Source organism: Arthrobacter sp. 3Tela_A, from assembly GCF_049311025.1.
Taxonomy (GTDB): domain Bacteria; phylum Actinomycetota; class Actinomycetes; order Actinomycetales; family Micrococcaceae; genus Arthrobacter_B.
In genome coordinates this window covers 13,382-34,048 of the sequence record NZ_JAXIOM010000046.1, presented here as the reverse complement: position 1 = coordinate 34,048, position 20,667 = coordinate 13,382, and the positions used below count along the sequence as shown (strand labels likewise).

The 20,667-nt window shown below is 66.6% G+C and carries 22 protein-coding genes; 7 read left to right on the top strand and 15 right to left on the bottom strand.

All coding sequences use genetic code 11. The features are described 5' to 3' along the window. Positions 1–165 precede the first annotated feature (165 nt). From TVC13_RS13320 to mftA, 15 genes are all read right to left on the bottom strand, one after another. A complete protein-coding gene (locus tag TVC13_RS13320) occupies positions 166–1,581 on the bottom strand; it encodes an exonuclease domain-containing protein (protein WP_422401668.1) in 1,416 nt (471 codons plus the stop codon). Positions 1,582–2,093: 512 nt separating this feature from the next. Continuing rightward, positions 2,094–2,546 carry an SAM-dependent methyltransferase gene (locus tag TVC13_RS13315; protein WP_422401667.1) on the bottom strand — a complete coding sequence of 151 codons (453 nt, stop codon included), beginning with the start codon at positions 2,544–2,546 and terminating at the stop codon, positions 2,094–2,096. A 104-nt stretch (positions 2,547–2,650) separates the two neighbouring features. After that, a complete protein-coding gene (locus TVC13_RS13310; protein ID WP_422401666.1) occupies positions 2,651–3,769 on the bottom strand; it encodes an epoxide hydrolase family protein in 1,119 nt (372 codons plus the stop codon). A 38-nt stretch (positions 3,770–3,807) separates the two neighbouring features. Then, positions 3,808–5,373, bottom strand: coding sequence for a mycofactocin biosynthesis glycosyltransferase MftF (gene mftF / locus TVC13_RS13305; protein WP_422401665.1), 1,566 nt, complete (start codon positions 5,371–5,373; stop codon positions 3,808–3,810). After that, positions 5,370–6,167, bottom strand: coding sequence for a mycofactocin biosynthesis peptidyl-dipeptidase MftE (mftE, locus tag TVC13_RS13300; protein ID WP_422401664.1), 798 nt, complete (start codon positions 6,165–6,167; stop codon positions 5,370–5,372). Before mftE ends, mftF begins: the two co-directional genes overlap by 4 nt. Continuing rightward, on the bottom strand, positions 6,160–7,365 hold the full coding sequence (gene mftD / locus TVC13_RS13295; protein ID WP_422401663.1) for a pre-mycofactocin synthase MftD: 1,206 nt from the start codon (positions 7,363–7,365) through the stop codon (positions 6,160–6,162). Before mftD ends, mftE begins: the two co-directional genes overlap by 8 nt. 33 nt (positions 7,366–7,398) lie before the next feature. After that, on the bottom strand, positions 7,399–8,280 hold the full coding sequence (locus TVC13_RS13290) for a vWA domain-containing protein (RefSeq protein ID WP_422401662.1): 882 nt from the start codon (positions 8,278–8,280) through the stop codon (positions 7,399–7,401). A gap of 105 nt (positions 8,281–8,385) precedes the next feature. After that, positions 8,386–9,297 (bottom strand): AAA family ATPase, encoded by a 912-nt coding sequence (locus tag TVC13_RS13285; protein ID WP_422401661.1) that lies wholly within the window; start codon positions 9,295–9,297, stop codon positions 8,386–8,388. Positions 9,298–9,308: 11 nt separating this feature from the next. Next, on the bottom strand, positions 9,309–10,148 hold the full coding sequence (locus TVC13_RS13280; RefSeq protein WP_422401660.1) for a mycofactocin-coupled SDR family oxidoreductase: 840 nt from the start codon (positions 10,146–10,148) through the stop codon (positions 9,309–9,311). A gap of 42 nt (positions 10,149–10,190) precedes the next feature. Then, a complete protein-coding gene (locus TVC13_RS13275) occupies positions 10,191–11,021 on the bottom strand; it encodes a mycofactocin-coupled SDR family oxidoreductase (RefSeq protein WP_422401659.1) in 831 nt (276 codons plus the stop codon). A 27-nt stretch (positions 11,022–11,048) separates the two neighbouring features. Beyond that, positions 11,049–11,861 (bottom strand): mycofactocin-coupled SDR family oxidoreductase, encoded by an 813-nt coding sequence (locus tag TVC13_RS13270; protein ID WP_422401658.1) that lies wholly within the window; start codon positions 11,859–11,861, stop codon positions 11,049–11,051. Positions 11,862–11,889: 28 nt separating this feature from the next. Then, positions 11,890–12,720, bottom strand: a complete 831-nt coding sequence (locus TVC13_RS13265) for a mycofactocin-coupled SDR family oxidoreductase (RefSeq protein ID WP_422401657.1) — start codon at positions 12,718–12,720, stop codon at positions 11,890–11,892. Between the two features lie 51 nt (positions 12,721–12,771). Next, positions 12,772–14,073, bottom strand: coding sequence for a mycofactocin radical SAM maturase (mftC, locus tag TVC13_RS13260; protein WP_422401656.1), 1,302 nt, complete (start codon positions 14,071–14,073; stop codon positions 12,772–12,774). Continuing rightward, on the bottom strand, positions 14,070–14,345 hold the full coding sequence (gene mftB / locus TVC13_RS13255; RefSeq protein WP_422401655.1) for a mycofactocin biosynthesis chaperone MftB: 276 nt from the start codon (positions 14,343–14,345) through the stop codon (positions 14,070–14,072). Before mftB ends, mftC begins: the two co-directional genes overlap by 4 nt. Positions 14,346–14,358: 13 nt before the next feature. Next, positions 14,359–14,484, bottom strand: coding sequence for a mycofactocin precursor MftA (gene mftA, locus TVC13_RS13250; RefSeq protein WP_422401654.1), 126 nt, complete (start codon positions 14,482–14,484; stop codon positions 14,359–14,361). Between the two features lie 91 nt (positions 14,485–14,575). Between mftA and mftR the strand changes: the two genes are divergently transcribed. From mftR to TVC13_RS13215, 7 genes are all read left to right on the top strand, one after another. Then, positions 14,576–15,196 carry a mycofactocin system transcriptional regulator gene (gene mftR, locus TVC13_RS13245; RefSeq protein WP_422401653.1) on the top strand — a complete coding sequence of 207 codons (621 nt, stop codon included), beginning with the start codon at positions 14,576–14,578 and terminating at the stop codon, positions 15,194–15,196. Positions 15,197–15,235: 39 nt separating this feature from the next. Then, positions 15,236–16,888 carry a GMC family oxidoreductase gene (locus TVC13_RS13240; protein WP_422401652.1) on the top strand — a complete coding sequence of 551 codons (1,653 nt, stop codon included), beginning with the start codon at positions 15,236–15,238 and terminating at the stop codon, positions 16,886–16,888. 61 nt (positions 16,889–16,949) lie between these two features. Then, positions 16,950–17,927 (top strand): D-2-hydroxyacid dehydrogenase, encoded by a 978-nt coding sequence (locus TVC13_RS13235; RefSeq protein WP_422401651.1) that lies wholly within the window; start codon positions 16,950–16,952, stop codon positions 17,925–17,927. A 22-nt stretch (positions 17,928–17,949) separates the two neighbouring features. Then, positions 17,950–18,549, top strand: a complete 600-nt coding sequence (locus TVC13_RS13230) for a phosphatidic acid phosphatase (RefSeq protein WP_422401650.1) — start codon at positions 17,950–17,952, stop codon at positions 18,547–18,549. A gap of 89 nt (positions 18,550–18,638) precedes the next feature. Beyond that, on the top strand, positions 18,639–19,142 hold the full coding sequence (locus TVC13_RS13225) for a hypothetical protein (RefSeq protein WP_422401649.1): 504 nt from the start codon (positions 18,639–18,641) through the stop codon (positions 19,140–19,142). Beyond that, positions 19,139–20,134, top strand: a complete 996-nt coding sequence (locus tag TVC13_RS13220) for a hypothetical protein (protein WP_422401648.1) — start codon at positions 19,139–19,141, stop codon at positions 20,132–20,134. The genes TVC13_RS13225 and TVC13_RS13220 overlap by 4 nt, the downstream gene beginning before the upstream one ends. Then, entirely contained in the window at positions 20,085–20,666 is a 582-nt protein-coding gene (locus TVC13_RS13215) for a hypothetical protein (RefSeq protein ID WP_422401647.1), read from the top strand. Before TVC13_RS13220 ends, TVC13_RS13215 begins: the two co-directional genes overlap by 50 nt. The last annotated feature ends 1 nt before the right edge of the window (position 20,667 follow it).

The window sequence follows — 20,667 nt, the reverse complement described above, 5'->3', positions numbered from 1 at the left end:
GGCCCCCCGGGCCCTTACGCACCCCCGCTGGGCGGCGGGCCGGCCCGTTTTGGGGGGGCGGCCCGGCATCACTGCGTCTGAACAACCCCCACCATCACGTGGGCTAAATGAACCAGGCCGCTCTCCATCTATTCCTGCAGCTTGAACTGGCCAGGAACGGTTGTTCTAGAGGCCAGCCGCAACGGGCAGGTTGCGGTGTCCTTCCTGAGCGTCCAGCTTCTGCCGAAAGTCGTCCTCGGTCATGATCTCAAGTTTTTGGCCCTGTTCAACGAGCTCGAATGCCCGTGCCAGCTTGCTGCCAAAGGTCATGCCGGGCCGCAGGCTGCTTTCGTCGTAGTCACCGGTGACTAGGATTGTCGTCTTTTTGGTGGGCTTTCCCACGCTGCACGTGCCGCCGTTACGGACGACCATTTCTTGCGCGTCCTCGCGTGACCAGGAGATTCTTCCAGTGAAACAGACAACCTCCCCAGCCATTGCTCCGTCCGGGTTGATCTCTCCCGGAACCAGCGCCACACGGGGTGCTCGTTGAGAAGTCGGGCGGGCTTTTTGAGATCCTACCCAGGATGTCGCTTCAACCCGGCCAGGACGGACGCCAGCTGCTGCAAGAAGGTCTGCCACGGAATCGGAGCCCCGCGACTCGGCTAGCGCGATTGCCACGAGCGCACAGGCCCGAGCATCGGCCCCGGCCTCATGGTGATCAAACTCGGGGATATTCAGGGCCTCGGCGACCCAAGGCAACTTGTATACCGGGAGATCCAACATCGCCCTAGCCAGGACCAGCGTGCACGCGTAGTCCAGTTCGGGCCACTCCAAGCCCGCAAAGTCGCAGGCATCCCGCAGAGCGCCGATATCAAACCCAGCATTGTGGGCCAGGACCATATCGTCACCAATGAAGTCCAGGATCTCTGACAACGAGCTGACCCAATCAGGTGCGTTGACGGTGTCCGAGGCGGTAATTCCGTGCAGGGCCGAATTGAATGCATCAAACCCACCGCCATCTGGTGGCGTGATGATCCAGGACCGGGTGTCCTGAATCCGCCCATCGACTACTTTCGCTAGTCCCACGGAGCAGATGGAGCCACGGCTGCGGTTCGCTGTCTCGAAATCAACGGCCGTGAACGAGAGCGTCATGCCTGCCTTTTCTTCTGGGATGGAGGCGTCTTCTTCTTGGATGGAGGCGTCGCCCCGACCTTGCTCTGGGAGCTGCATACTGGCTGACTCTTCAGGGAGCGGCGACGGCCAAGTTCGAACTTCGGGTCCACCCACCCCATTGAAATAGGTTCGGTTTTTCTTGGTTCGCGCGACCTCAATATCAAGCCAATAGTCCAAGAGGCGTACGCATCCATCCGCTAACCGGAGGGCCTCTGACGGCGCATCAAGGACGCATGAAGGATCCGACGTCCAAGCTGACGCGGCGGGAGCCCCCGGCCAGCCGACGTCCTGCAGAGGCGAGAGCTTCTTGTATGGCCCAGCAGCCAGCCCGGATTTCTTAGCTTCCGCCTGGGCATTGTTCTCGGCCAGACGCCGTTCGTTTTCTGCCCGGAACAAAGCGTCGAGGTGATCGATCCACGATTCGGTCATGGAGACAAAACCATGACCGTCGAAACGTGGAGGTCCGTCTATGGCCTCGTCAGGAACTACTAGCTCTGCACGTGGTGTCACAAGCAGGTGCCGGTTGCCTACCAGTGATTCGAACTCAGCACGGTTGAAGCGTTCCCTCACAACTGCATTAGTTTTGGACGCTCTGAGCCGACCTGAAAAATTATCGACTGACACCTGCCATAGAACCCATTGGTTTTGGTAGACGTCCAGCACAGCGATCCCAAAGGGCTGTTTATCCCCCACCTGAAACACTCCAAATCTTGCCCACACCCATGTGGGGCCTGGACCATTATATGGCCGTCAACGTTCCGCCCTGAGCACCGCGAGCGTGGCACGGACAGACGGGTTCTAGCGGTCGTAGCCGGCCCGTAGCCTTCAGGCGATCCTCACATGGCAGTAGTGCCAGATGCACGAATCTGACATCGAGTCACACAGTGCACCCTGGGGGGATGTCCCAAGGGGCGGCCCAGCAGCGCAGGCCCCACCCCGAACTAGAACACCGTGGACCAGTCGAACCGGCCGGATTCCTCGAGGCTGCGCGGCCAGCCGGCACACCAGTTCGGCACACCAGGGTCCTCCACGCGGTCCAGGCTGGGGGTATACGGCTTCAGGTCCAGCACCGGAGTGCTCGGCAGTGCGTCAAGGTCCACGCCCAGCAGCCGGCACACTGACATCCCGATCGGATTGGGACGGCCGGGAGCGCGGGTCGCGAAGACGCCCAGCTGGTCCGGCCCGGCACGGTACGGGAGGGGCTGGATGAGTTCGCTCCGCTCCGGTCCGTTGGCGCGGTCCGCCCACCACAGGACGACCACGTGACTGAAGCCAGCCAGCCCTTCCAGCCCCGGAGCGACCTTCTTATCCAGGGTGATCAGGGCTGGCCCGGCATCAGGATCCGCCCCGTCCTCAGGGGCAGCGACGACGCCGATTGGCGAAAGTGAGAGCATGTTTACCTCCTGAACGGGTGCCTCCTGAACACCCGTTTTCGACGCTACCGAGGCGAAGCGGACACTGCACTCTTTCCCAAGTCACGGCCATCCGGCCGCCCGCGCTACCCGAACCCCAGCTCCACCGCCGCCCGCACACCCTCCAGATACTCGTGCGGACGCTCCCACGCAGCGAAGTGGCCACCGCTTTCGAATTCCAGCCAACCGGCCACATTGAAGTACCGCTCCGCGAACTGGCGCGGAGCGTTCACCAGGTCCTTCGGGAACAGCGTGAACGCCGTCGGGGTCTCGATCCGCGGCCAGCCCGTGGGACGGCCCGCAGCGTAGGGAGCGAACGACGTCCCGATCGACCCGCTGAACCAGTACGCACTGATCCAGGTCAGGGCCTCGTCCAGGCTGAACGCGTTCGTCAGCGTTCCGTCCGAATCGGTCCAGCGAACCAGCTTCTCGCCGATCCACGCGGCGAGCCCGGCCGGTGAATCACCAAGCCCGGCAGCCAGGGTGTAAGGGCGCGTGGACTGCTCGTGCGCGTAACCGCCCTCCGCCCCCTGCCAGCGCCGCGCCCGCTGCTGGTATTCCCGCTCGGCGTCGTCCATATCCTGCGGCGGCGCTAGGTTGATGTGGTACTGGGACACGTCGGTCAGGTGCAGCGCCGTCACGACGTCGGGATGCCGCACCGCCAGCGCCTCCGCCACATCGGAGCCCACATCCCCGCCGGACACCACGTACCGGGCGAACCCGAACTCGGACATCGCCGAAGCAATCGCATCGGCCATCTCCACCGTGGACATCCCGCCCGCCGGCACCGGTGCGGCAAACGGATAGCCGGGCAGCGCCGGCGCCACATAGGTCAGGTCCGTCAGCAGCGGAAAGAGCCGCTGGAACCGCAGTACCGAATCCGGCCAGCCGTGCAGCAGCAGGACTACGGGCGACGACGGCGAGCCGTAGGCAGCTTCCGCCCGGGACACGACAGCCCGCACCGGAACGGTGGACAGCTCCGTCTGCTCCCACGGCAGCGCCGAAATCCATGCCTCCTGGGCGGGCCAGTCGAACCCGGTCCGCCAGTGCTCCACGAGCTCTGCGAGCTGCTCGCCGCTGAAACCCAGGGACTCCCGGCTGCGGTTGAACAGCCGGGGTTCGGGCACTGGGCGGAACCGGGCCAGGCGCTGCTGGAGGTCCGCGAGGGCTTCGGGCGGGGTGGGCACGTAGGCGTTGCGTGGCACGATATCTCCAAGTCTGCGGCCGGAAAGGTTTCCCGAAACTATAGAGGGTTGGCTGCAGCGGGCGGGAGATTCTGCGCTGCAGGTTCGGGAGCGAAACTGTTCGGGCTGGATTTCCGTCTCTTATTCGAAGCCCGTTTCCTCTCAGACAGCCCGGTGATCTCCGGAATCAAAGCCCCCGCTGACCGGCCCCGGACCGCACCCAGCCACACCCCGGCGCCATAGGCCAGATCGTCCAGCCGCCGGGCAATGCCAAACCGGACAATGTCCAGCTCCGGCCCGGTGCGCACATACTCAACAACGACGTCGGCAGCGGCGGCAGCCAGCACGGCCCGCCTGAGGCGGCGGGAGACGAGGCATCCCGCCGCAGCAGCCGGCCACCAGTGCCGCAGCAACAGTGCCGATCCCTGGCCGAGCGAGGCCAACATCCCCTGACCGGTCAGGCGCAGGGCGAACGGCAGGGGGCGGGGAGCACGCTTCAGTTTGGCCGCCAGCCGCAGCGCGGTTCCCCCTGCGAGGCAGGCAGCTGCGGGAAGGGACCAGCGCCGCTGCGCCAGGAGGGCAACGAGCATGGCCGCACTCCACGGGGCCAGGACGGCGGGGGCCACATTGCGGCCGTGCCGCCGGGCCAGTTCATGGGCGCCGGTGCCGTAGAACGCCTTCCGCGCCAGCCACGGACCGAACGCCTGCCGGTGGTCGTGCCGCACGGCAACGGCTGCGTCGTACCGGACCCGCCAGCCGCGGCCGATCAAACTCCAGACCAGGTCCACGTCCTCAGCCACCCGCAGTCCGGCGCTGAAACCCGGGCCCAAAGCCTCCACCCGGGCGACAACACAGGCCGCCGGCAGCCAGGACACTGTGCCCCGCGGCTGGACCAGCGCAGACCGGGGGCCCAAATCCAGGGAGGAACGGGCAGCCTCGTACCTGCCAATCCAGCCCGAACCTCCGGCCGCGCGGGAACTGTCTGGAGCAGTGTCCAGTGCAAGAATCCTCGGAGCCACGAGGGCAACCCGGGGATCAGCAAAGTGCCGCATCAGCGAGTCCACGGTTCCCGCCTCCAGCACCACATCCGAATCAACGAACGCCACCAGGGGAGTGAGGACCCGGCGCAGCCCGGCGTTCCGCGCTTCGGCCGGGCCCACGTTGACTTCCAGGGGCAGGTACTCGGCGCCGTGGGAGGCAGCAGTGCGTGCAATGGCATCCGGATCCGCCGACGCGTCGTCAACCACAATCACCCGTTTGCCGGATCCGATGCTGACCAGCAGACGGTCCAGGGCCGCCGGCCGGTTCCGGACCGGAATCACATAGGTGATGCTGTCCGGGGCCGGCGCACCATCCCCCTCGAGGACTGGTTCAGCCAGGCCGTAGCCCAGCAGCTTGTCCGCGAACTGCCGGGAGAGCGGGTCACGAACCACGATCTCCTCACCGGCCAGCAGCTCCCGCGCCGCCGGGCCCGGAAACAGGACCCGGACCGGTGAGCCGCCACTAAGGACGGTACGGTCTCCGTTGACCCGCACAGCCGGTGAGAGCCGGATCCGGAATCCGTCGGGAAGCCCGGGGCGCGGCGGCCAGTCCGGTGGCGGCCCGTCGAGCGGCGGCCCGCTCACCGCTCGGCCCCCGGCACCGGCACGGACACCGCCTCGGCCCCCGGCACCGCATCCGCCGAAGGCTGAAGCCGCCCATGCCGGTCGGCCTCACCCGGCATCCGCCGGAGCACATCCGTAACAGCACCGCGGAGCAGGGCCGCGCCCTCTTCAGCGGAGGCGCCCGCCGGATCACCCAGCACCCCGTTAGGCGACACCGACTGCACGCCACCGCCAACCAGGGCAGGCATCAGCTCCGCCACCGGCGTAGTGTTGCCCGGCTCAGCCCGGTCCAGCAGCACCCGTTCCGGTGCAAGATGCAGCATCAGCGAGGTCTCGGTCCGCCCGGCGTGCGCGTCCGCGCCGTCGAACCGGCAGTGCACCCACCCAACCCGGTGCCCCTCCGTAACCAGCTGCGGCACCGCCCGGTCCAGAGGCCGCACGTTCCCTCCGTGGGCGTTCACGAACACCACGCTTCCGGCCCAGCCGGAGAGCGACCGGACCAGCTCCACCAGCACCGTTCCCAGAGCTTCCTGGCCGATGGACACCGTGCCCGGAAAATGCTGGTGCTCACCGCTCGCGCCGTAAGACAGGGCAGGGGCAACGACGGCGGCCGGCCCGCTGCCGTCCGCCGAACGGGCCCACTCAGAGGCTGCGGCGTGCGCCACGGCAGCGGCGATCACGGTATCCGTGTCCAGCGGTAAATGCGGACCGTGCTGTTCCGTGGACCCCACGGGAACCAGGACCACCGGCCGGGCCGGAACCTGCGGCCAGGCCCGTGCCATGAGCGCCGGGCCGGCGGGTGCGGGGTCAGCCAACTTCTGATTCCCGCACCGAGAGCGGTATGCCCAGCGTGCGGCTGAACCCGGGCGGGATCACAAGATCCGCCTGGCTGAGCTCGTGGATGGACGTGTGTCCCAGCCCGCGCAGGGCAGAACCCAGCCCCCCGCGCAGGATGTCCAGGACGTTCTCCACCCCGCCCTGCCCGTTTGCTGCCAGACCCCACAAATAGGCCCGGCCAATCATGACGGCGCGGGCGCCCATCGCCAGGGCCTTGGCGACGTCGCTGCCGCGGCGGACACCGCCGTCGAGCAGGACTTCCACCTGGTTCCCGACGGCGTCGGCCACGGTGGGCAGGATCCGGATAGTGGCCGGGGTGCCGTCCAGGTTGTTGCCGCCGTGGTTGGAGACCGAGATGGCGGTGACGCCGGCGTCGACGGCGCGGCGCGCGTCATCGACCCGGGAGACGCCCTTGAGCATAAAGGGACCGCCCCATTCCTTGCGGAGCCATTCCACGTCTTCCCAGGTGGGAGGCGGGGTCTGCATCCATTCCCCGTAGGCGCCGAAGAAGGTGGGAGCGGTGCCGCCGGGAGGCGCCAGGTTCGGGACGGTCAGGTCCGGGAGCTTTCCCGAGCGGACAAAGTCCAGCAGCCAGGCCGGGCGCGGAAGGACTTCGGGGGAAAGCCGTGCCATGGCTTTGAGGGTGAGCTTGTCCGGGATCACCGGGCTGCCCCAGTCCCGGCCGTTGGAGAAGGACCAGTCAAGCGTGGAGATCAGGCCGACGGCACCGGCCTCGCGGGCACGGTCCATGCGCTGGACCATGGCTTCCCGGGTGCCGCTCCAGTACATCTGGAAGAACACGGGTGCTCCGGCGGCAGTGACCTCCTCCACGGACTTGCTCGCGAAGGAACTCAGCCCCATCACGGTTCCGCGGCTGGCAGCAGCCCGGGCGACGGCAACCTCCCCGTCAGGATGCACTGCCTGCACACCGGTGGGGGAAATGATCACCGGAAGGGAGATTTCCTGGCCCATAACGCTGGTATTCATGTCCCAGGTGGAGGACATTCCCACCACATGCGGTGCGAAGCCCAGTTCGGAGTACGCCGCGATGTTGTCCTCAACCGTCACGCCCCGCTCGGACCCGGCCACCAGTGCACCGTAGACGGACCGGGGGAGTTTCTTTTCCGCGCGGCGCTGGGCTTCGGCGACGGTTTCAAACCATGGGTTCCTGAACATGGCACTGCCTTTCTTCGTTGGTGCGGCAAGGTTTCACGAGTCGAATATCCCTCCGACAGCGGGAGCGACATCCCGGTAGGTGCGGATCTGCCGGGCCTGCCCGCGGCCCGCCCGGGCGAGTTCGCGGCCAAGCTCGGCATCGGTTTCCGCGCTCACATCGATCAGCACGTCCAGGCGCGGAAGCCGGGCCGCGACAATCCGCGGATCGGGGCCGGCGTTGTGGACACAGTCTGAAAGCAGCAGGACACGGGCATCGCGGACCGGTACGCGGGAGAGCTCCCGCAGGGCCAGTTCCAGCGGGAAGCTGATGTTGGTCAGCCCACGTGCCGGCATCCGGAGCAGGGTGTCCAGCAGTTCCATCGGCTTCAGCTCCCCGCCCAGCGGAAGGAGCCGGGCGGCGTCGGACCAGAACGCGATCACGCCCAGGGCGTCGCGGTGCAGCTCCGAGGCAAGCGCACCCACGGCGGCCGCCGCGGTCTGGAGGCGCTCGCCCTTCATCGACCCGGAGACGTCCACGGCCAGCACCACCGAGCGGCGGGTGCGGATCCGGTCCCGGACAATGATGTCCTCATCCTCCGGGACCGGGCGTTCCGCCAGCAGTTCCAGGGTCCGGTCCAGATCGATCTCGTCGCTGCCGCCGCGGTAGGGCATGCTGGCCAGCGTGCCGCCCCCGCGGTGCACATCGGCGTCGCGCCGGGGACGGCGCACCGAGAGGCGGGCGGCGATTTGCTGCATCCGTGTCCGCACGGCCGGGTCCACCGGAACCTCGGAGATCCCGGGGGCCACCAGCGCGGCTTCCTCGTCGGTGAATCCGGGCCGGGAGACTCCGGGAGTCTTGGCAGCTGTCCGGTCCCGGCCGCGGGAAGGCAGCGCGCGGATCGCTGCCCCGCCGCTGCCCGGCACGGGTTCAAACACGGTGGGCTCCTCGGACAGCTTTTTGGGCGTGCGGCGCAGCGGGGTCCGTGTCTGCGGGCGACGGCTGCTCCGCCGTACCAGCGGGGAATCGGCCGCGACTTCTCTTCATCCGGGCGCCGCTGCTGCCGGATTGAGCAGGAAGTGGTCCTCCCAGATCTCCCGCAGGACCCGCTCGGGAGTGGTTTCGGCTGCCTCGTCCAGATGGATCCGGCCGGAGAGGGAAACCACCATGGCATCAAAGACCAGCTCCGCGTACAGCTCATCCTGCGGATCCGTCACACCACGAAGCCCGGCCAGCTGCGTGGCCACCAGCACACAGTCAATGGCCCCACGCACGCTGGAGCCTTGGCGGACGTCCGGATGCTCCCGGGTCGCACGGGTGACGGCGACGGCGTCGGATGTCAGGGCGTCTCCCAGGCTGCCGGATGCGTCGGTGCGCAGCGTGACGATCCCGCGCTCGGCGGCGTCGTCCTGGTAACCGATCGAGAGGCGGTTCAGCCGGTCGTGGACGGAGGTTGAAAGCCGGGTGGTGCCGAGGTTGTCGTAGGGGTTCATCGAGGCGATGACCCGGAAGGTGGGACGGGCGGTGATGCTTCCGACCCGGGGGACGGCGATGGAGCGGTCCGCCATGGCGGTGAGGAGCGTGTTCAGGGTGTCCTCGGGTGCCCGGTTGAATTCCTCAATGTAGAGGAATCCGCCGGTCTGCATGGCTTCCACCAGTGGTCCTGCCACGAAGTTGTCCGCACTGTAGTCCTCCCGCAGCACCCGGGCAGGGTTGTGGTGCCCCACGAGTTTGGCCGGAGTGAGATCCGCGTTGCCTTCGACGAAGAGCAGCGGAATGCCCCATTCGCCGGTGATGGCCCGCAGCATGGTGGTTTTGCTGGTGCCCGGCGGGCCTTCCAGGACTATGTCGCGTCCGGCGGCGACGGCCCCGCGCGGGAGTTCAAGCGCGCGCTCGCGGCCGCCCCGGTGCGCGGCAATCCGGTCCCGGGTGTCGGTGATAGCCGTTGTCTGCACTTTTGCCCGGCCTAGCTGACCGCTCCGCCGGCGTCGACCGGGATCTGGCCGCCGGTGACGTAATAGGACTGGTCCGAGGCCAGCCAAGCCACCGCGTTGGAGATATGCTCCGGCTCAATCCAGGCCTTGCCCATTGGATTGGTGCCGGCAAACGCGGCCTCGGCGTCCTCCGGCTGCGGGTCTTCAAGCTCGGGGCGGAAGAGCTGGTAAGTCTTTTTGTTCTTCACCATCAGGGTGTCCACCGAGTTCGGATGAATGGTGTTCACCCGGATGCCTTTCGGCCCAAGTTCGTTGGCCAGCACCTTCATCAGGCCCACCACCGCATGTTTGGTGGTGGTGTAGGCCGCGACGTTGGCCAGTCCCTTGAATCCCGCAAGTGAGGAAATGATGATCACCGAGCCCCCGGGACCTGACTCGATCAGGTGCTCGGCGGCTGCTTTGTAGCTGTGCCACACGCCGGTAACGTTGATGTCCATCAGCTCCTGCCAGGACTGTTCGTCGACCTTGTGCGTGTCCGGCCCGAAGGTAAAGATCCCGGCGTTGGCCACCACAATGTCCAGCCGGCCAAGCTGGGCCACACCCTCATTCACCGCCGCAGCCATGGCATCCATATCCCGAACATCGGCCTCGACGGCGACAATCCGGCGGTCCAGCGCCTCAACCTGCCGGACGGTTTCCTTCAGGTCTTCCGGGGTGGCTGGGGGATAGAAATCGGTGACGCTTTCAATCGGACCGCAGAGGTCGACGGCGATGATGTCCGCGCCCTCCCGGGCCAGGCGCAGCGCGTGGCTGCGTCCCTGGCCCCGGGCGGCCCCGGTGATAAAAGCGACTTTGCCTTCAAGGTTTCCCATGGCGTTTGCCTTTCTGGTGCAGGGGGTAGGTTTGCGCGGATGTCACTTGAGCAGCACGCCGGCGTCAATGGGGAGCGTGACGCCTGTGATGTACCTGGCCTCATCGGATGCGAGGAACAGCAGCGCGTTGCTAATGTCGCGTGCGTCAAGCAACGCGACGGGCAGGGGATTTATGGCAGCGAACGCTGCCATAACATCTTCCTTTTGCGGGTTTTCCAGATCCGGCCGGAACAGACGGTACGTGGGCTCGTTCAGGACCATGTCTGTGGCTACCGTGGACGGATGGAGTGAGTTCACCCGGATCATGTCTGGCGCCAGTTCCAAGGCCAGGGTTCTCATCAGTCCAATCACACCGGTTTTGGCTGCGACGTAATGGCCGATGTTCTGGGACGCTTTCATGCCGGCACCTGAGCTGGTCAGGATCATCGATCCGCCGTTGCCTCCGGCCCTCAGATGCGGAATGGCCGCCTTGGCGGTGTGCCACACACCTGTGAGATTGATGTCCATCATGTCCTGCCAGGATTCGTCGCTGATCTCCTCCACACGGCCCAGCGAGAAAATTCCAGCGTTCGCGCTCACGATGTCCAGTCGTCCCAGTTCCGCGACTCCCTCGTCCAGGGCGGCTTTGAGTGCCGCGTAGTTCCGGACATCTGCCTCGATCGCTACGATCCGGCGGTCTAGTGCCTCGACCTCCTTGACTGTCTGCTCCAGGTCCTCAGCTGTTGCCATGCCATAGGGCACGGAGCCGACCTGCTGGCAGATATCCACGGCGATGATGTCAGCGCCCTCTTCCGCCAGCCGGATGGCATGGCTGCGGCCCTGGCCGCGGGCAGCACCGGTAATGAATGCAACTTTTCCTTCTACACGCCCCATGGCGTGCTCCTCTCGGTTGAGTGTGAGTCAGTACTGGGTGACGCCGGCGTCGACCGTCATGGCCAGTGAGGTCACGTACTTGGCCTCATCGGATGCGAGGAAGAGAACCGCGTTGGAGATGTCTACCGGCTGGGTCATATCCACCGGCAGCAGGTTCGTCGACATGGCACTGAGACGCGGGTGCGCCTCAAGCCAGGCAGCGTACAGCTGCAGGTCCTCGCCGGTGGTCATGGTGGTCTGTACACCGGTGGGATGGACGGAGTTGACCCGGATGTGGTGTTCGGCCAGCTCGGTAGCGAAGGCCCGCATCAGTCCCACGACGCCGTGCTTCGCCGCGACATAGGGGGCCAGCATCGGCAGGCCCTTCAACCCGGCCGCTGAGCTGGTGAGGATGACGGAACCTCCGCCGGCCTCGACGAGGTGCGGAGCCGCAAGCTGCACCGTGTTCCAGACCCCGGTCAGGTTGACGGCAATCGTGTCGTCCCAGACCTCCTGAGGTGTGTCCTCCCAGGACCGCATGATCATGATGCCGGCGTTGGCCACCACGATGTCCAGCCGGCCCAGTTCCGCGACACCGGCATCGATTGCCTGCTTCATCCCCGCCCGGTCCCGGACGTCTGCCTTGGCGGAGACTATCCGCCGGTCCAGAGCCTCCACCTCCTTGACTGTTTGGGCCAAATCCTCCTCCGTGGCCCCCGGGTAGGTGACGCCCCGGACTGAGTCGCAGAGGTCGACGGCGATGATGTCCGCGCCCTCCTGCGCCAGCCGGACTGCGTGGCTGCGGCCCTGTCCCCGGGCAGCTCCCGTAACGAATGCGACCTTGCCTTCTACACGCCCCATGGCATGCCTCCTGCTGTGGTTTCGGGAATTACTTGGTGGTGGATCCGGCATCAACCGGCAGGGTCACGCCGGTGATGTAGCGGGCTTCGTCCGAGGCGAGGAACAGCACAGCATTGCTGATGTCCCGTGCTTCCACCCAGTCGATGGGCAGTGCGTTCAGCGTCCGGAAGCGTTCACCGATCTGTTCCCGGGTCGGAGAGTCCAGATCCGGGGCGAAGAGCTTGTACGTGGCCGAATTGTGGATCATGTCAGTGTTCACACTGGTGGGGTGGACGGAATTCACCCGGATCATGTCCGGCGCCAGTTCAAGGGCCAGGGCACGCATCAGGCCCACCACCCCGTGTTTCGCGGCGACGTAATGGGCCAGGTTCTCGATGGCCATCAGTCCGGCAGTGGAGCTGGTGAGGATGATGGATCCGCCGTTGCCTCCGGCCTTCAAATGCGGAATGGCGGCCTTGGCCGTGTGCCACACACCGGTGAGGTTGATGTCCAGCATGTCCCCCCACTCCTCATCAGTGAGTTCATCCGCCGGTCCGAACCCTGCGATGCCGGCGTTGCCGCAGACGATGTCCAGCCTGCCCAGCTCCGCTACGCCCTGGTCCACTGCCGCCTTGAGCGCCGAGAGGTCCCGGACATCGGCCTCGACGGCGACGATGCGCCGGTCCAGGGCCTCGACGTCCTTGACCGTCTGCTGCAGGTCCTCGGAAGTGGCCATCGGATACTTCACCGTGCCCACCTGGTTGCAGATGTCCACGGCAATGATGTCCGCGCCTTCCTCTGCCAGGCGGAGTGCGTGGCTGCGGCCCTGGCCGCGGGCAGCGCCGGTGATAAATGCGACTTTTCCTTCTACACGCCCCATTGCGTGCACCTTCTTCCTTTTACTGGCGGGCGGCCCTTTGCTGCCCGGACGCTAATTACCGCAGCCGCAGCTTCCGCTGCTGCAGCCTTTTGACTGCTGGCCGGCCGGGTCGAACCCGGCCAGCGGGTTTTCCGCACACGCGCTCACCGGCGGCGTCTCCGGGCGGCGCACGGAGAGCGTCACCGGGACCGGACGCGGCCGCGGGGGAGAGGTGCGGTGGGAATGGTCGACGCCGGTGCGCGGCACCTCCGCGGCATCCCTGGCCTCGAGCGCCTCGGCACCCAGGCCGCGCACACATTCCGGATCCGGCCCGTCCAGCGGCAGCCCGGTGAAGAACTTTGCGGCCATGCATCCGCCGCGGCAGGAATCGAAGAAACTGCAGGAGGCGCAGGCACCGCCGGTCTGCGGGCTGCGCAGCTCCGTAAACAGCTCCGAATGCCGCCAGACCTCGGTGAATCCGCCGGGTGTGCGGATGCTCCCGGCCAGGAAGGAGTCGTGGATCGCAAACGGGCAGGCATACACATCGCCCACGGGATCAATCAGGCAAACCACCCGGCCGGCACCGCACATGTTCAGCCCCGGCAGCGCACCGCCATAGGCGGAGAGGTGGAAGAACGAGTCTCCGGTGAGGACGTTTTCCCCGTTGGCCACCAGCCAGTCGTACAGTTCCCGCTGCTGGGCGGCCGTGGGATGCAGTTCATCCCAGACATCGGCGCCGCGGCCGGAAGGGCGCAGCCGGGTCAGGCGCAGCTGCGCGTTGTACCGGTCGGCAATCGCCTTGAACTCATTCAGCTGGGGGATATTCTGCCGGGTGCAGACCACGGAAATCTTGAACCCGGAGAACCCCGCGTCGGCCATGTTCTGCATGGCCCGAAGCGCGGTGTCGAAGGAGCCCGGTCCGCGCACCTGGTCATTGACCTCGGCCGTGGCTCCGTCCAGCGAGATCTGCACGTCCACGTAATCGCTGGCAGCCAGCCGCGCTGCGACGTCGGGCGTGATCTTCACGCCGTTCGTGGAGAACTTCACCCCCACATGGTGCGCGGTGGCGTAGTCCACAAGTTCCCAGAAATCGGGGCGTACGGTGGGCTCACCGCCGCCGATGTTCACGTAGAACACCTGCATGCGTTCAAGTTCGTCGATGACTGCCTTGCACTCGTCAGTGCTCAGTTCGCGCGGATCCCGGCGGCCTGAGCTGGAGAGGCAGTGGACGCAGGAAAGGTTGCAGGCGTAGGTCAGTTCCCAGGTGAGGCAGATTGGTGCGTCGAGTCCCGTTTCAAACAGGTCAACCAAGGTACCGGGTTTGGCCGCAGGCGGGCTGGCGGGAAGGGCCGGGGCGGGTTGCAGAAGGGTCATGGGGTCCTCTCTATGACCATGGCGGAGGCAGCAAGCACACCGAGCGCCTGTTCGTAGCGCTGCACATCAGTTCCGGAGAGTCCGACGGCGGTACAGGCGGACCGGGCCGAAGGTTCTGTTCGCAGCTGCTGCACCAGGGCCAGCAGGGTGCGGTCCTTCAGGAAGGACAGCCGCCGTGTTCCGAAGTGGTAGAGCAGTGCCCCAAACGGTTCGGGACGGACGGAGACCTGCGGGTGCAGCTGCCAGGCGCGGTTGAGGTCGAAGCTGGGCATGGGACCGGGCGGACTAATAGACGCCGCACATGCCGTCGATGGAGACTTCCTCCACCAGGAGATCTTCCGTGGCCTCCGGTGGTGCGGAAACGGGTTCGGGCGAATTCGGAACTTCAGTTGAAACTGAATTTGAGTGCATTGTTTGCTCCTCTGTCAGAAACCGGCGTCGATGGCGATACTCTGTGCCGGGAACTGTAACGGCACTCAGTGCCATTGGGAAGAGGTAGTTTGTGGTTGTTTCAGCAGAGCAGACCCCGCCGGTCCGGAGCGGTCGGAAACCGGTGACCACAAAGGACGAACTGAGCCACGTGGCGCTGATGCTGTTCAACCAGCGCGGCTTTGAAGCCGTCACGGTGGATGAGATCGCCGCGGCCGCCGGGATTGGCCGCCGGACCTTCTTCCGCTACTTTCCGTCCAAAAACGATCTGCCCTGGGGTGATTTCGAAGCCCTGCTGGAACGTATGCGCGCCTTCCTGGCCGCCCTGCCCGAGGACCAGCCGCTGGGCACAGGCCTGTGCCAGGCCGTGATCGAGTTCAACAGGCTTCCGCCGGAGGAGATCCCGTACCACCGCCAGCGGATGGAACTGCTGCTCCACGTGCCCACCCTGCTGGCACATTCGACCCTGCGCTATGCTGCCTGGCGGCAGGTGGTGGCCGAGCACGTGGCCCGGAGAATGCAGCTCCCCCAGGAGAGCCTGAAGCCGCAGGCTGTGGCCTGGGCGCTGCTGGGTCTTTGCCTTGCCGCGTATGAACAGTGGCTGCTGGCCGAGCAGTCTGACCTGACTGAGGTGCTGCTTCAGTCCCTGCAGCTGGTCGAAGGTGTGCTCGACGAGCCGGCGGCGGGGAGCTAGGGTCTGCAGCACGACGGCGGGGGAACAGGCGGGGGAGCAATGGACGCGGACTGCATCGTAGTGGGCGCCGGCGGCAGCGGAGCCCCGCTGGCTGCCCGCCTGTCCGAAGACCCCGGCCGGCGGGTCCTGCTGCTCGAGGCCGGGCCGGCCTACGCCTCGCGGGAGGAGTATCCGCCGGAACTGCTCGACGCCGGAACTCTCCAGGCCGCCATGCCCGGCCACCCCAGCAACTGGTCCTTTCCCGGACAGCTCACACCGGCCCTGGCGTACGCCATCGCGCGGGGCAAAACGGCCGGCGGCTCCACCGCCGTGAACGGCGGCTACTTCGTGCGGGCCCGTACAGAAGACTTCGACCGCTGGGAATCCGCGGGAGGCCCGGACTGGTCCGCTTCAAGCGTGGGGGAGTTCTACGCCCGGCTTGAAACGGACCGGCAATTCGGCGGGCGGCCGGGCCACGGCAGCGGCGGACCGATGCTCATCGAGCGGCCGCCGCAGGACCATCCAATCAGCCGCGCCTTCCGCGAAGCCGCGCATCAACTTGGGTTCTCGGACGAGCCGGACAAAAACGGCGGCCAGCTCCCCGGCGTCGGGCCCCTGCCCATGAACGTTGCCGGCGGCGTGCGGTGGAACACCGCCCTCGCGTACCTGGAACCCGCCGCAGGCAGGAACAACCTGACGGTTCAGGGCAGCACACTGGTCCGCAGGATCCTCTTCGAGGGGACCCGTGCCACCGGTGTGGAGGTTGAACACGACGGTGAGGTCTCGGTCCTGAGGAGCCCGGAGATCATTCTCTGCGCCGGGGCCATCAAAACGGCCCACCTGCTCCTGCTGTCCGGGATCGGCCCGCTGGAAGACCTCGCCGTACACGGCATCACCGCTGTGGCGCACCGCCCCGGCGTCGGGCGTGGTTTCACTGACCATCCCGAGGTCTCGGTGCGCTGGCGGCCGCGGCGCGGTGTGGTGGACAATTCCCTGCCCCGGGCCATGGAGAGCTGCCTCAACTTTTCCTCGGGCCTGCCCGGCGGCGCGGCGTCGGGGGACCTGGAGATCCTGCCGCTGCTCAAGCCGACCGGGTATCTGCTCTCCGGCTCCGAACAGTCCATGAGCCTGGGCATCCGCCCCGCGCTGCGGCATCCGCTGCGGACCTTTCGGGCGCTGCGGTCCATCCCCGTCAAACGGCTGCTGCAGGACTGGCGGCACCAGGACGAGCTTGAATTCCTGGTGGCACTGCAGTCTGAGACCGCCCGGGGTCAGCTGACCCTGCAGTCGGCCGATCCGAACGAAGCACCGCGGCTGGACTACCACTACCTCTCCACCGCAGAGGACCTGGAGCGGATGCGCCTGGCGGTGCGGACTGCTGCGGCCCTGCTGTCCTCGGCGTCGTTCCGTTCCCTGAGCCGCGGCATCTCGGAGCCCTCCGCGGACATCCTGGCCGATGACCGTCAGCTCGATGACTGGCTTCGGTCCCGGCTGGGGACGGCCCTGCATCTGAGCGGAACGGCGAAGATGGGCCCGGCGGAGGAGCCGGAAGCCGTCGTCGATCCGTATGGGCGGGTGCACGGGGTACAGGGACTGCGCGTGGCGGATACATCGATGCTTCCCGCCGTGCCGCTGCGCGGACCTGCCGCGACGGCCGTGATGATCGGTGAGTTCGCTGCCCACCACATCCGTGCCGGCAGTAGAGTCCGGTGACTGGGCAGGCGGGGGCGTAACGGATTCAGGTCCCGCGGCAGGGATCGCCTAGCCTGAGCGCATGGCTAAACCAGTGCTGACCATCCTCACCGGCAACCGCGAAGTCACCGGCTTGGAAAACCTCCGGGCGCTCGCCGACGTGCGGCTGGCCGCCGACGACGCCGAGCTGGCGGACGCGCTGCCGGGCACCGAGATTGTGTACCTGTGGAACTACTTCGCCGACGGCCTGCGCTCGGGGTGGGACCGCGCCGACGCCCTCAAATGGGTGCACCTGCCGGCCGCCGGGGTGGACCGGCTGATCTTCCCGGAACTGGCGGCCTCCGACGTCACCGTCACCAACGCCCGCGGGATCTTCGACACCGCCATGGCCGAATACGCGCTGGCCGGGATCCTGTACTTCGCCAAGAACCTCCCGCAGGCCCGGATGAACCAGGCGGAGCGGCGCTGGCAGCATTTCGGCACGTCGAACCTGGCCGGCACCCGGGCGCTGGTCGCCGGAACCGGAAGCATTGGCCGGACGACCGCCCGCCTGCTGCGCGCCGTCGGTATTCCGGCCGATGGACTGGGCCGGACAGCGCGCGACGGCGATGCGGACTTTGGTGCCGTGTTCGCCAGCGCGGACTTCGCTTCCGTGGCCGGCAACTACGACTGGGTGGTGCTCGTGGCGCCGCTGACTGCGGACACCCGCGGAATGCTCGACGCCGAGGTGCTGGGCGCCATGCGCTCCTCGGCGGTGCTGGTGAACATGGGCCGCGGGGACCTGGTGGTGCAGGCCGCGCTGGAACGGGCGCTGCGGGCCGGGGAAATCCGCGGGGCGGTGCTGGATGTCACCAGCCCGGAGCCGCTGCCGAAGCCGAGTCCGCTCTGGGGCCTTGAGAACGTGCTCATCACCCCGCATCTCTCCGGCGACTCGCGGAGCCACCTGCCCGCGATGGCCGCGCAGTTCGAAGCTAATCTCCGGGCGTACCTGGCGGGCCGGCCGCTGGAGAACGTGGTGGACAAGCAGCTGGGCTTCGTGGCGTCCCCCACAGGCGGGTAAACCGTCCCAGTAGAATCGACGGATGCCGGAAACCCTGCAGGCCCCTGCCAACCAATCGTCCCGGCTGGCCCGCGCCGTCACCGAAGTCTCCGCACCGGCCGTCCTGGTGGGCGTCCTGCTGCTGCTGCAGCCGCTGCTCCGGCCGGAGGTGACCTGGCTGCAGGGCATCGTGGCGGCAGCCTTCACCGTAGGCCTGCCCTTCTGCGGCATCCTCTGGCTGAAGCGGCGCGGGACCGTGACCGACCACCACGTGGGGGTGCGTTCGCAGCGGGCGCCGATCCTGGCGGCGTCGGCGGTTTCCCTGGGCCTTGGCGCGCTGGTGCTGGCCCTCCTGGACGCACCGGCGGTTCTCTTTGGCGAGATCGGCGGCGTGTTCATCGGGCTGATGCTGTGCATGGCGGCGAACCTGGTCTGGAAACTGTCCGTTCACTCCGCCGTGGCAGCCTACGTTGGTCTGGCGCTGCTGGCTCCGGTCCCTGTTTTCGGACCCGCCCTGGCGCTGCTGCTGGCATCGGCAACCGGCTGGTCGCGGATTAAGCTGGGCGACCATACGCCCAGCCAGGTGCTGGCCGGGCACCTCGCCGGATGCGTGGCCTTCGCGGCTGCGCTGCTGCTGCCCTGAGGCCTTCGGGCCAGTCCGGCCCCGCCGGGTGGGATAAAGTCCTATGCACATATGGCAACGCCAGTGTGTGAAACAGGGATGGGGAATTGATGGCACTGCGGTTCACGAGGTCAGCCGGCCTGGCACGGGAGAGGGCTGCCTCCGAATCCGTCGTGGCAGCGCTCGAGCTGGACGAGCACATCAGCTTTGATGAACTCCTTGCCGTGGTGGCAAAAGCCCACGGAAAACCCATTGAGCTCCGCGACATTGACCATTCGATCATCCCCGCTGTCACCGGACTGTGGGTTGAGAAGGAAAAGAAGTCCATCATCCTGCTGCCGGCCGGGGACAACCGGCTGCACCGCACCCATGCAGCGTGCCACGAGTTTGGCCATATCCTGCTGCAGCATCAGGGCTGCGGGGGAGTGGAGACGGCAACGCCGTCAGTCTTCGCGCACATTGGCAACCGCCGGGGCATCAAGACGATGCTGGCCCGCTCCCTGGACTGGAACGAAACTGAGCGCGCCGCCGAGCACGTTGCCTATCTGCTTTCCCTGGCGCTGCTGCCGAAGGACGGCGGCAGCCCCAGCGAGTTTGAGCGGACCTTTATATGACCTTCCTGCAGGTCTTCCCGGTCCTTGTGCTCTGGGCGGTGGTCGCCATCAGGCTGGTTGGACTGCGGGTCGGCTGGAAGCCGGGTGTGCTTCCCGCTATAGCGGCCGTGGCGGTGGCCGGGACACTGAACATCGATGCGGTGTACCTGGCCGTCGATCCTCTCCTGGGCGGCCGGAACGTGCTGAACCTGGCCATCCATCTGCTGATGGGCATCGGCATGACGGACCTCAGCCGGCTGCTGCTGCAGGTCACCGGGCGGGGCCGCCGTGTGAAGGTGCTGGTCGGCGTCGGACTTGTATTGGCAGCGGTGCAGATTGTCCTCCTGGTCCTCTCGGACACCCGCGGATCCGCTGCCAGCTTCACGGACACCTTCGGCACCATTCCAACCATCGCCTGGTACCAGGCCACTTTCTTTGCCTGGTTCGGCATGATCAGCGGCTACACGGCCTTTGAAATACTGCGCCGAAACCGCAGCGGGGAATCCAAGGCGTTCCGGATTGGGTTCGATCTTCTGGGTACCGGGTGCTTGCTTGGCCTGGGCGCAGTCGCCCTGAAGATGATCCAGATTGGACTGGAGGCGCAGGGATCGGGAGAGAGCTTCAGCCGTGCCCTGGTCCTGGGATACAACGTTCTGCTGGCGCTAATGATTCTGGGGTTCGCCGCGGGATTCATTCTTCCGTCCTCCGAACGCGTCAAAGCCGCCTTCCGCGCCCGGGCTGAACGGGCACGGGACATCGCGGCGCTTCGCCCGATTGTGGCCCACCTGGTGCAGACGCCGGAGGGGCGCCGTTCATTGGGAGCAGCAAGCATTGAGCTGCGGGGCAGGGCTTCGAAGGCGCAGCTCTACCGCTGGATCATTTTCATCGGTGACGTCCGCGTCCTGAACCCGGGTCTGCTCTCACCGCAGCAGACCGCCATTATTGACGAGATAGGCACACGCATTGAGCACAACGGTTCACCGGCCCGGCATCCGGCTTCCACTGGCCGCTAGCTTTTCCAGGATCCTGCCGCCGGCGCTGGTGCTCTCAGTCCTGGTGTTCCTTGCCGGGCTGGAGGCCGGACTGGGCTGGGCCGGGGCAGGCCTGCTCCTGGGCGGGATAATCGGTGTGCCTGGCCTGCTTTACAAGCTGGCCAAGCGCCCATTTAGCCGGCGTGGCCTGCCGGACAAGCTGCGGATCCAGCTTCTTGCGGTCCTGACCTTCGCCGGCGCCGTCGCCTGTTTCCTGCTTCCGCTGGGACCACCAGTTCCGCTTACGGTGGCTGCACTGTTTGTGGGCAACGCGGGGCTGGTGTTCTTCCGGCGCTGGCTCAACGTGTCAGCCCACGTGTCCGTCATTACCTTCGGAACGCTGTGGGTTGTGGCAGTGTTCGGGGGAGCCTGGGCATGGCTGTTGATATTATCGCCGGTGATGATGTTCAGCCGGGTGACCCTCAGCGAACACAGCTGGCCGGAGGCGCTGTCAGGCGCACTGCTGGGACTGGCAACCTTCTGCTGTTTTCTGATGGCAATGACTTGGAGCTGAA

Excerpts from the sequence above, each read along its gene's own strand:
- TVC13_RS13265 (WP_422401657.1), bottom strand. The coding sequence starts at position 12,720 with ATGGGGCGTGTAGAAGGAAAAGTCGCATTTATCACCGGCGCTGCCCGC.
- TVC13_RS13320 (WP_422401668.1), bottom strand. The coding sequence starts at position 1,581 with ATGACCGAATCGTGGATCGATCACCTCGACGCTTTGTTCCGGGCAGAA.
- TVC13_RS13235 (WP_422401651.1), top strand. The coding sequence starts at position 16,950 with ATGGCTAAACCAGTGCTGACCATCCTCACCGGCAACCGCGAAGTCACC.
- TVC13_RS13280 (WP_422401660.1), bottom strand. The coding sequence starts at position 10,148 with ATGGGAAACCTTGAAGGCAAAGTCGCTTTTATCACCGGGGCCGCCCGG.
- mftB (WP_422401655.1), bottom strand. The coding sequence starts at position 14,345 with ATGCCCAGCTTCGACCTCAACCGCGCCTGGCAGCTGCACCCGCAGGTC.
- TVC13_RS13270 (WP_422401658.1), bottom strand. The coding sequence starts at position 11,861 with ATGGGGCGTGTAGAAGGCAAGGTCGCATTCGTTACGGGAGCTGCCCGG.
- mftC (WP_422401656.1), bottom strand. The coding sequence starts at position 14,073 with ATGACCCTTCTGCAACCCGCCCCGGCCCTTCCCGCCAGCCCGCCTGCG.
- mftA (WP_422401654.1), bottom strand. The coding sequence starts at position 14,484 with ATGCACTCAAATTCAGTTTCAACTGAAGTTCCGAATTCGCCCGAACCC.
- mftD (WP_422401663.1), bottom strand. The coding sequence starts at position 7,365 with ATGTTCAGGAACCCATGGTTTGAAACCGTCGCCGAAGCCCAGCGCCGC.
- TVC13_RS13275 (WP_422401659.1), bottom strand. The coding sequence starts at position 11,021 with ATGGGGCGTGTAGAAGGAAAAGTTGCATTCATTACCGGTGCTGCCCGC.
- TVC13_RS13240 (WP_422401652.1), top strand. The coding sequence starts at position 15,236 with ATGGACGCGGACTGCATCGTAGTGGGCGCCGGCGGCAGCGGAGCCCCG.
- TVC13_RS13220 (WP_422401648.1), top strand. The coding sequence starts at position 19,139 with ATGACCTTCCTGCAGGTCTTCCCGGTCCTTGTGCTCTGGGCGGTGGTC.
- TVC13_RS13230 (WP_422401650.1), top strand. The coding sequence starts at position 17,950 with ATGCCGGAAACCCTGCAGGCCCCTGCCAACCAATCGTCCCGGCTGGCC.
- TVC13_RS13225 (WP_422401649.1), top strand. The coding sequence starts at position 18,639 with ATGGCACTGCGGTTCACGAGGTCAGCCGGCCTGGCACGGGAGAGGGCT.
- TVC13_RS13315 (WP_422401667.1), bottom strand. The coding sequence starts at position 2,546 with ATGCTCTCACTTTCGCCAATCGGCGTCGTCGCTGCCCCTGAGGACGGG.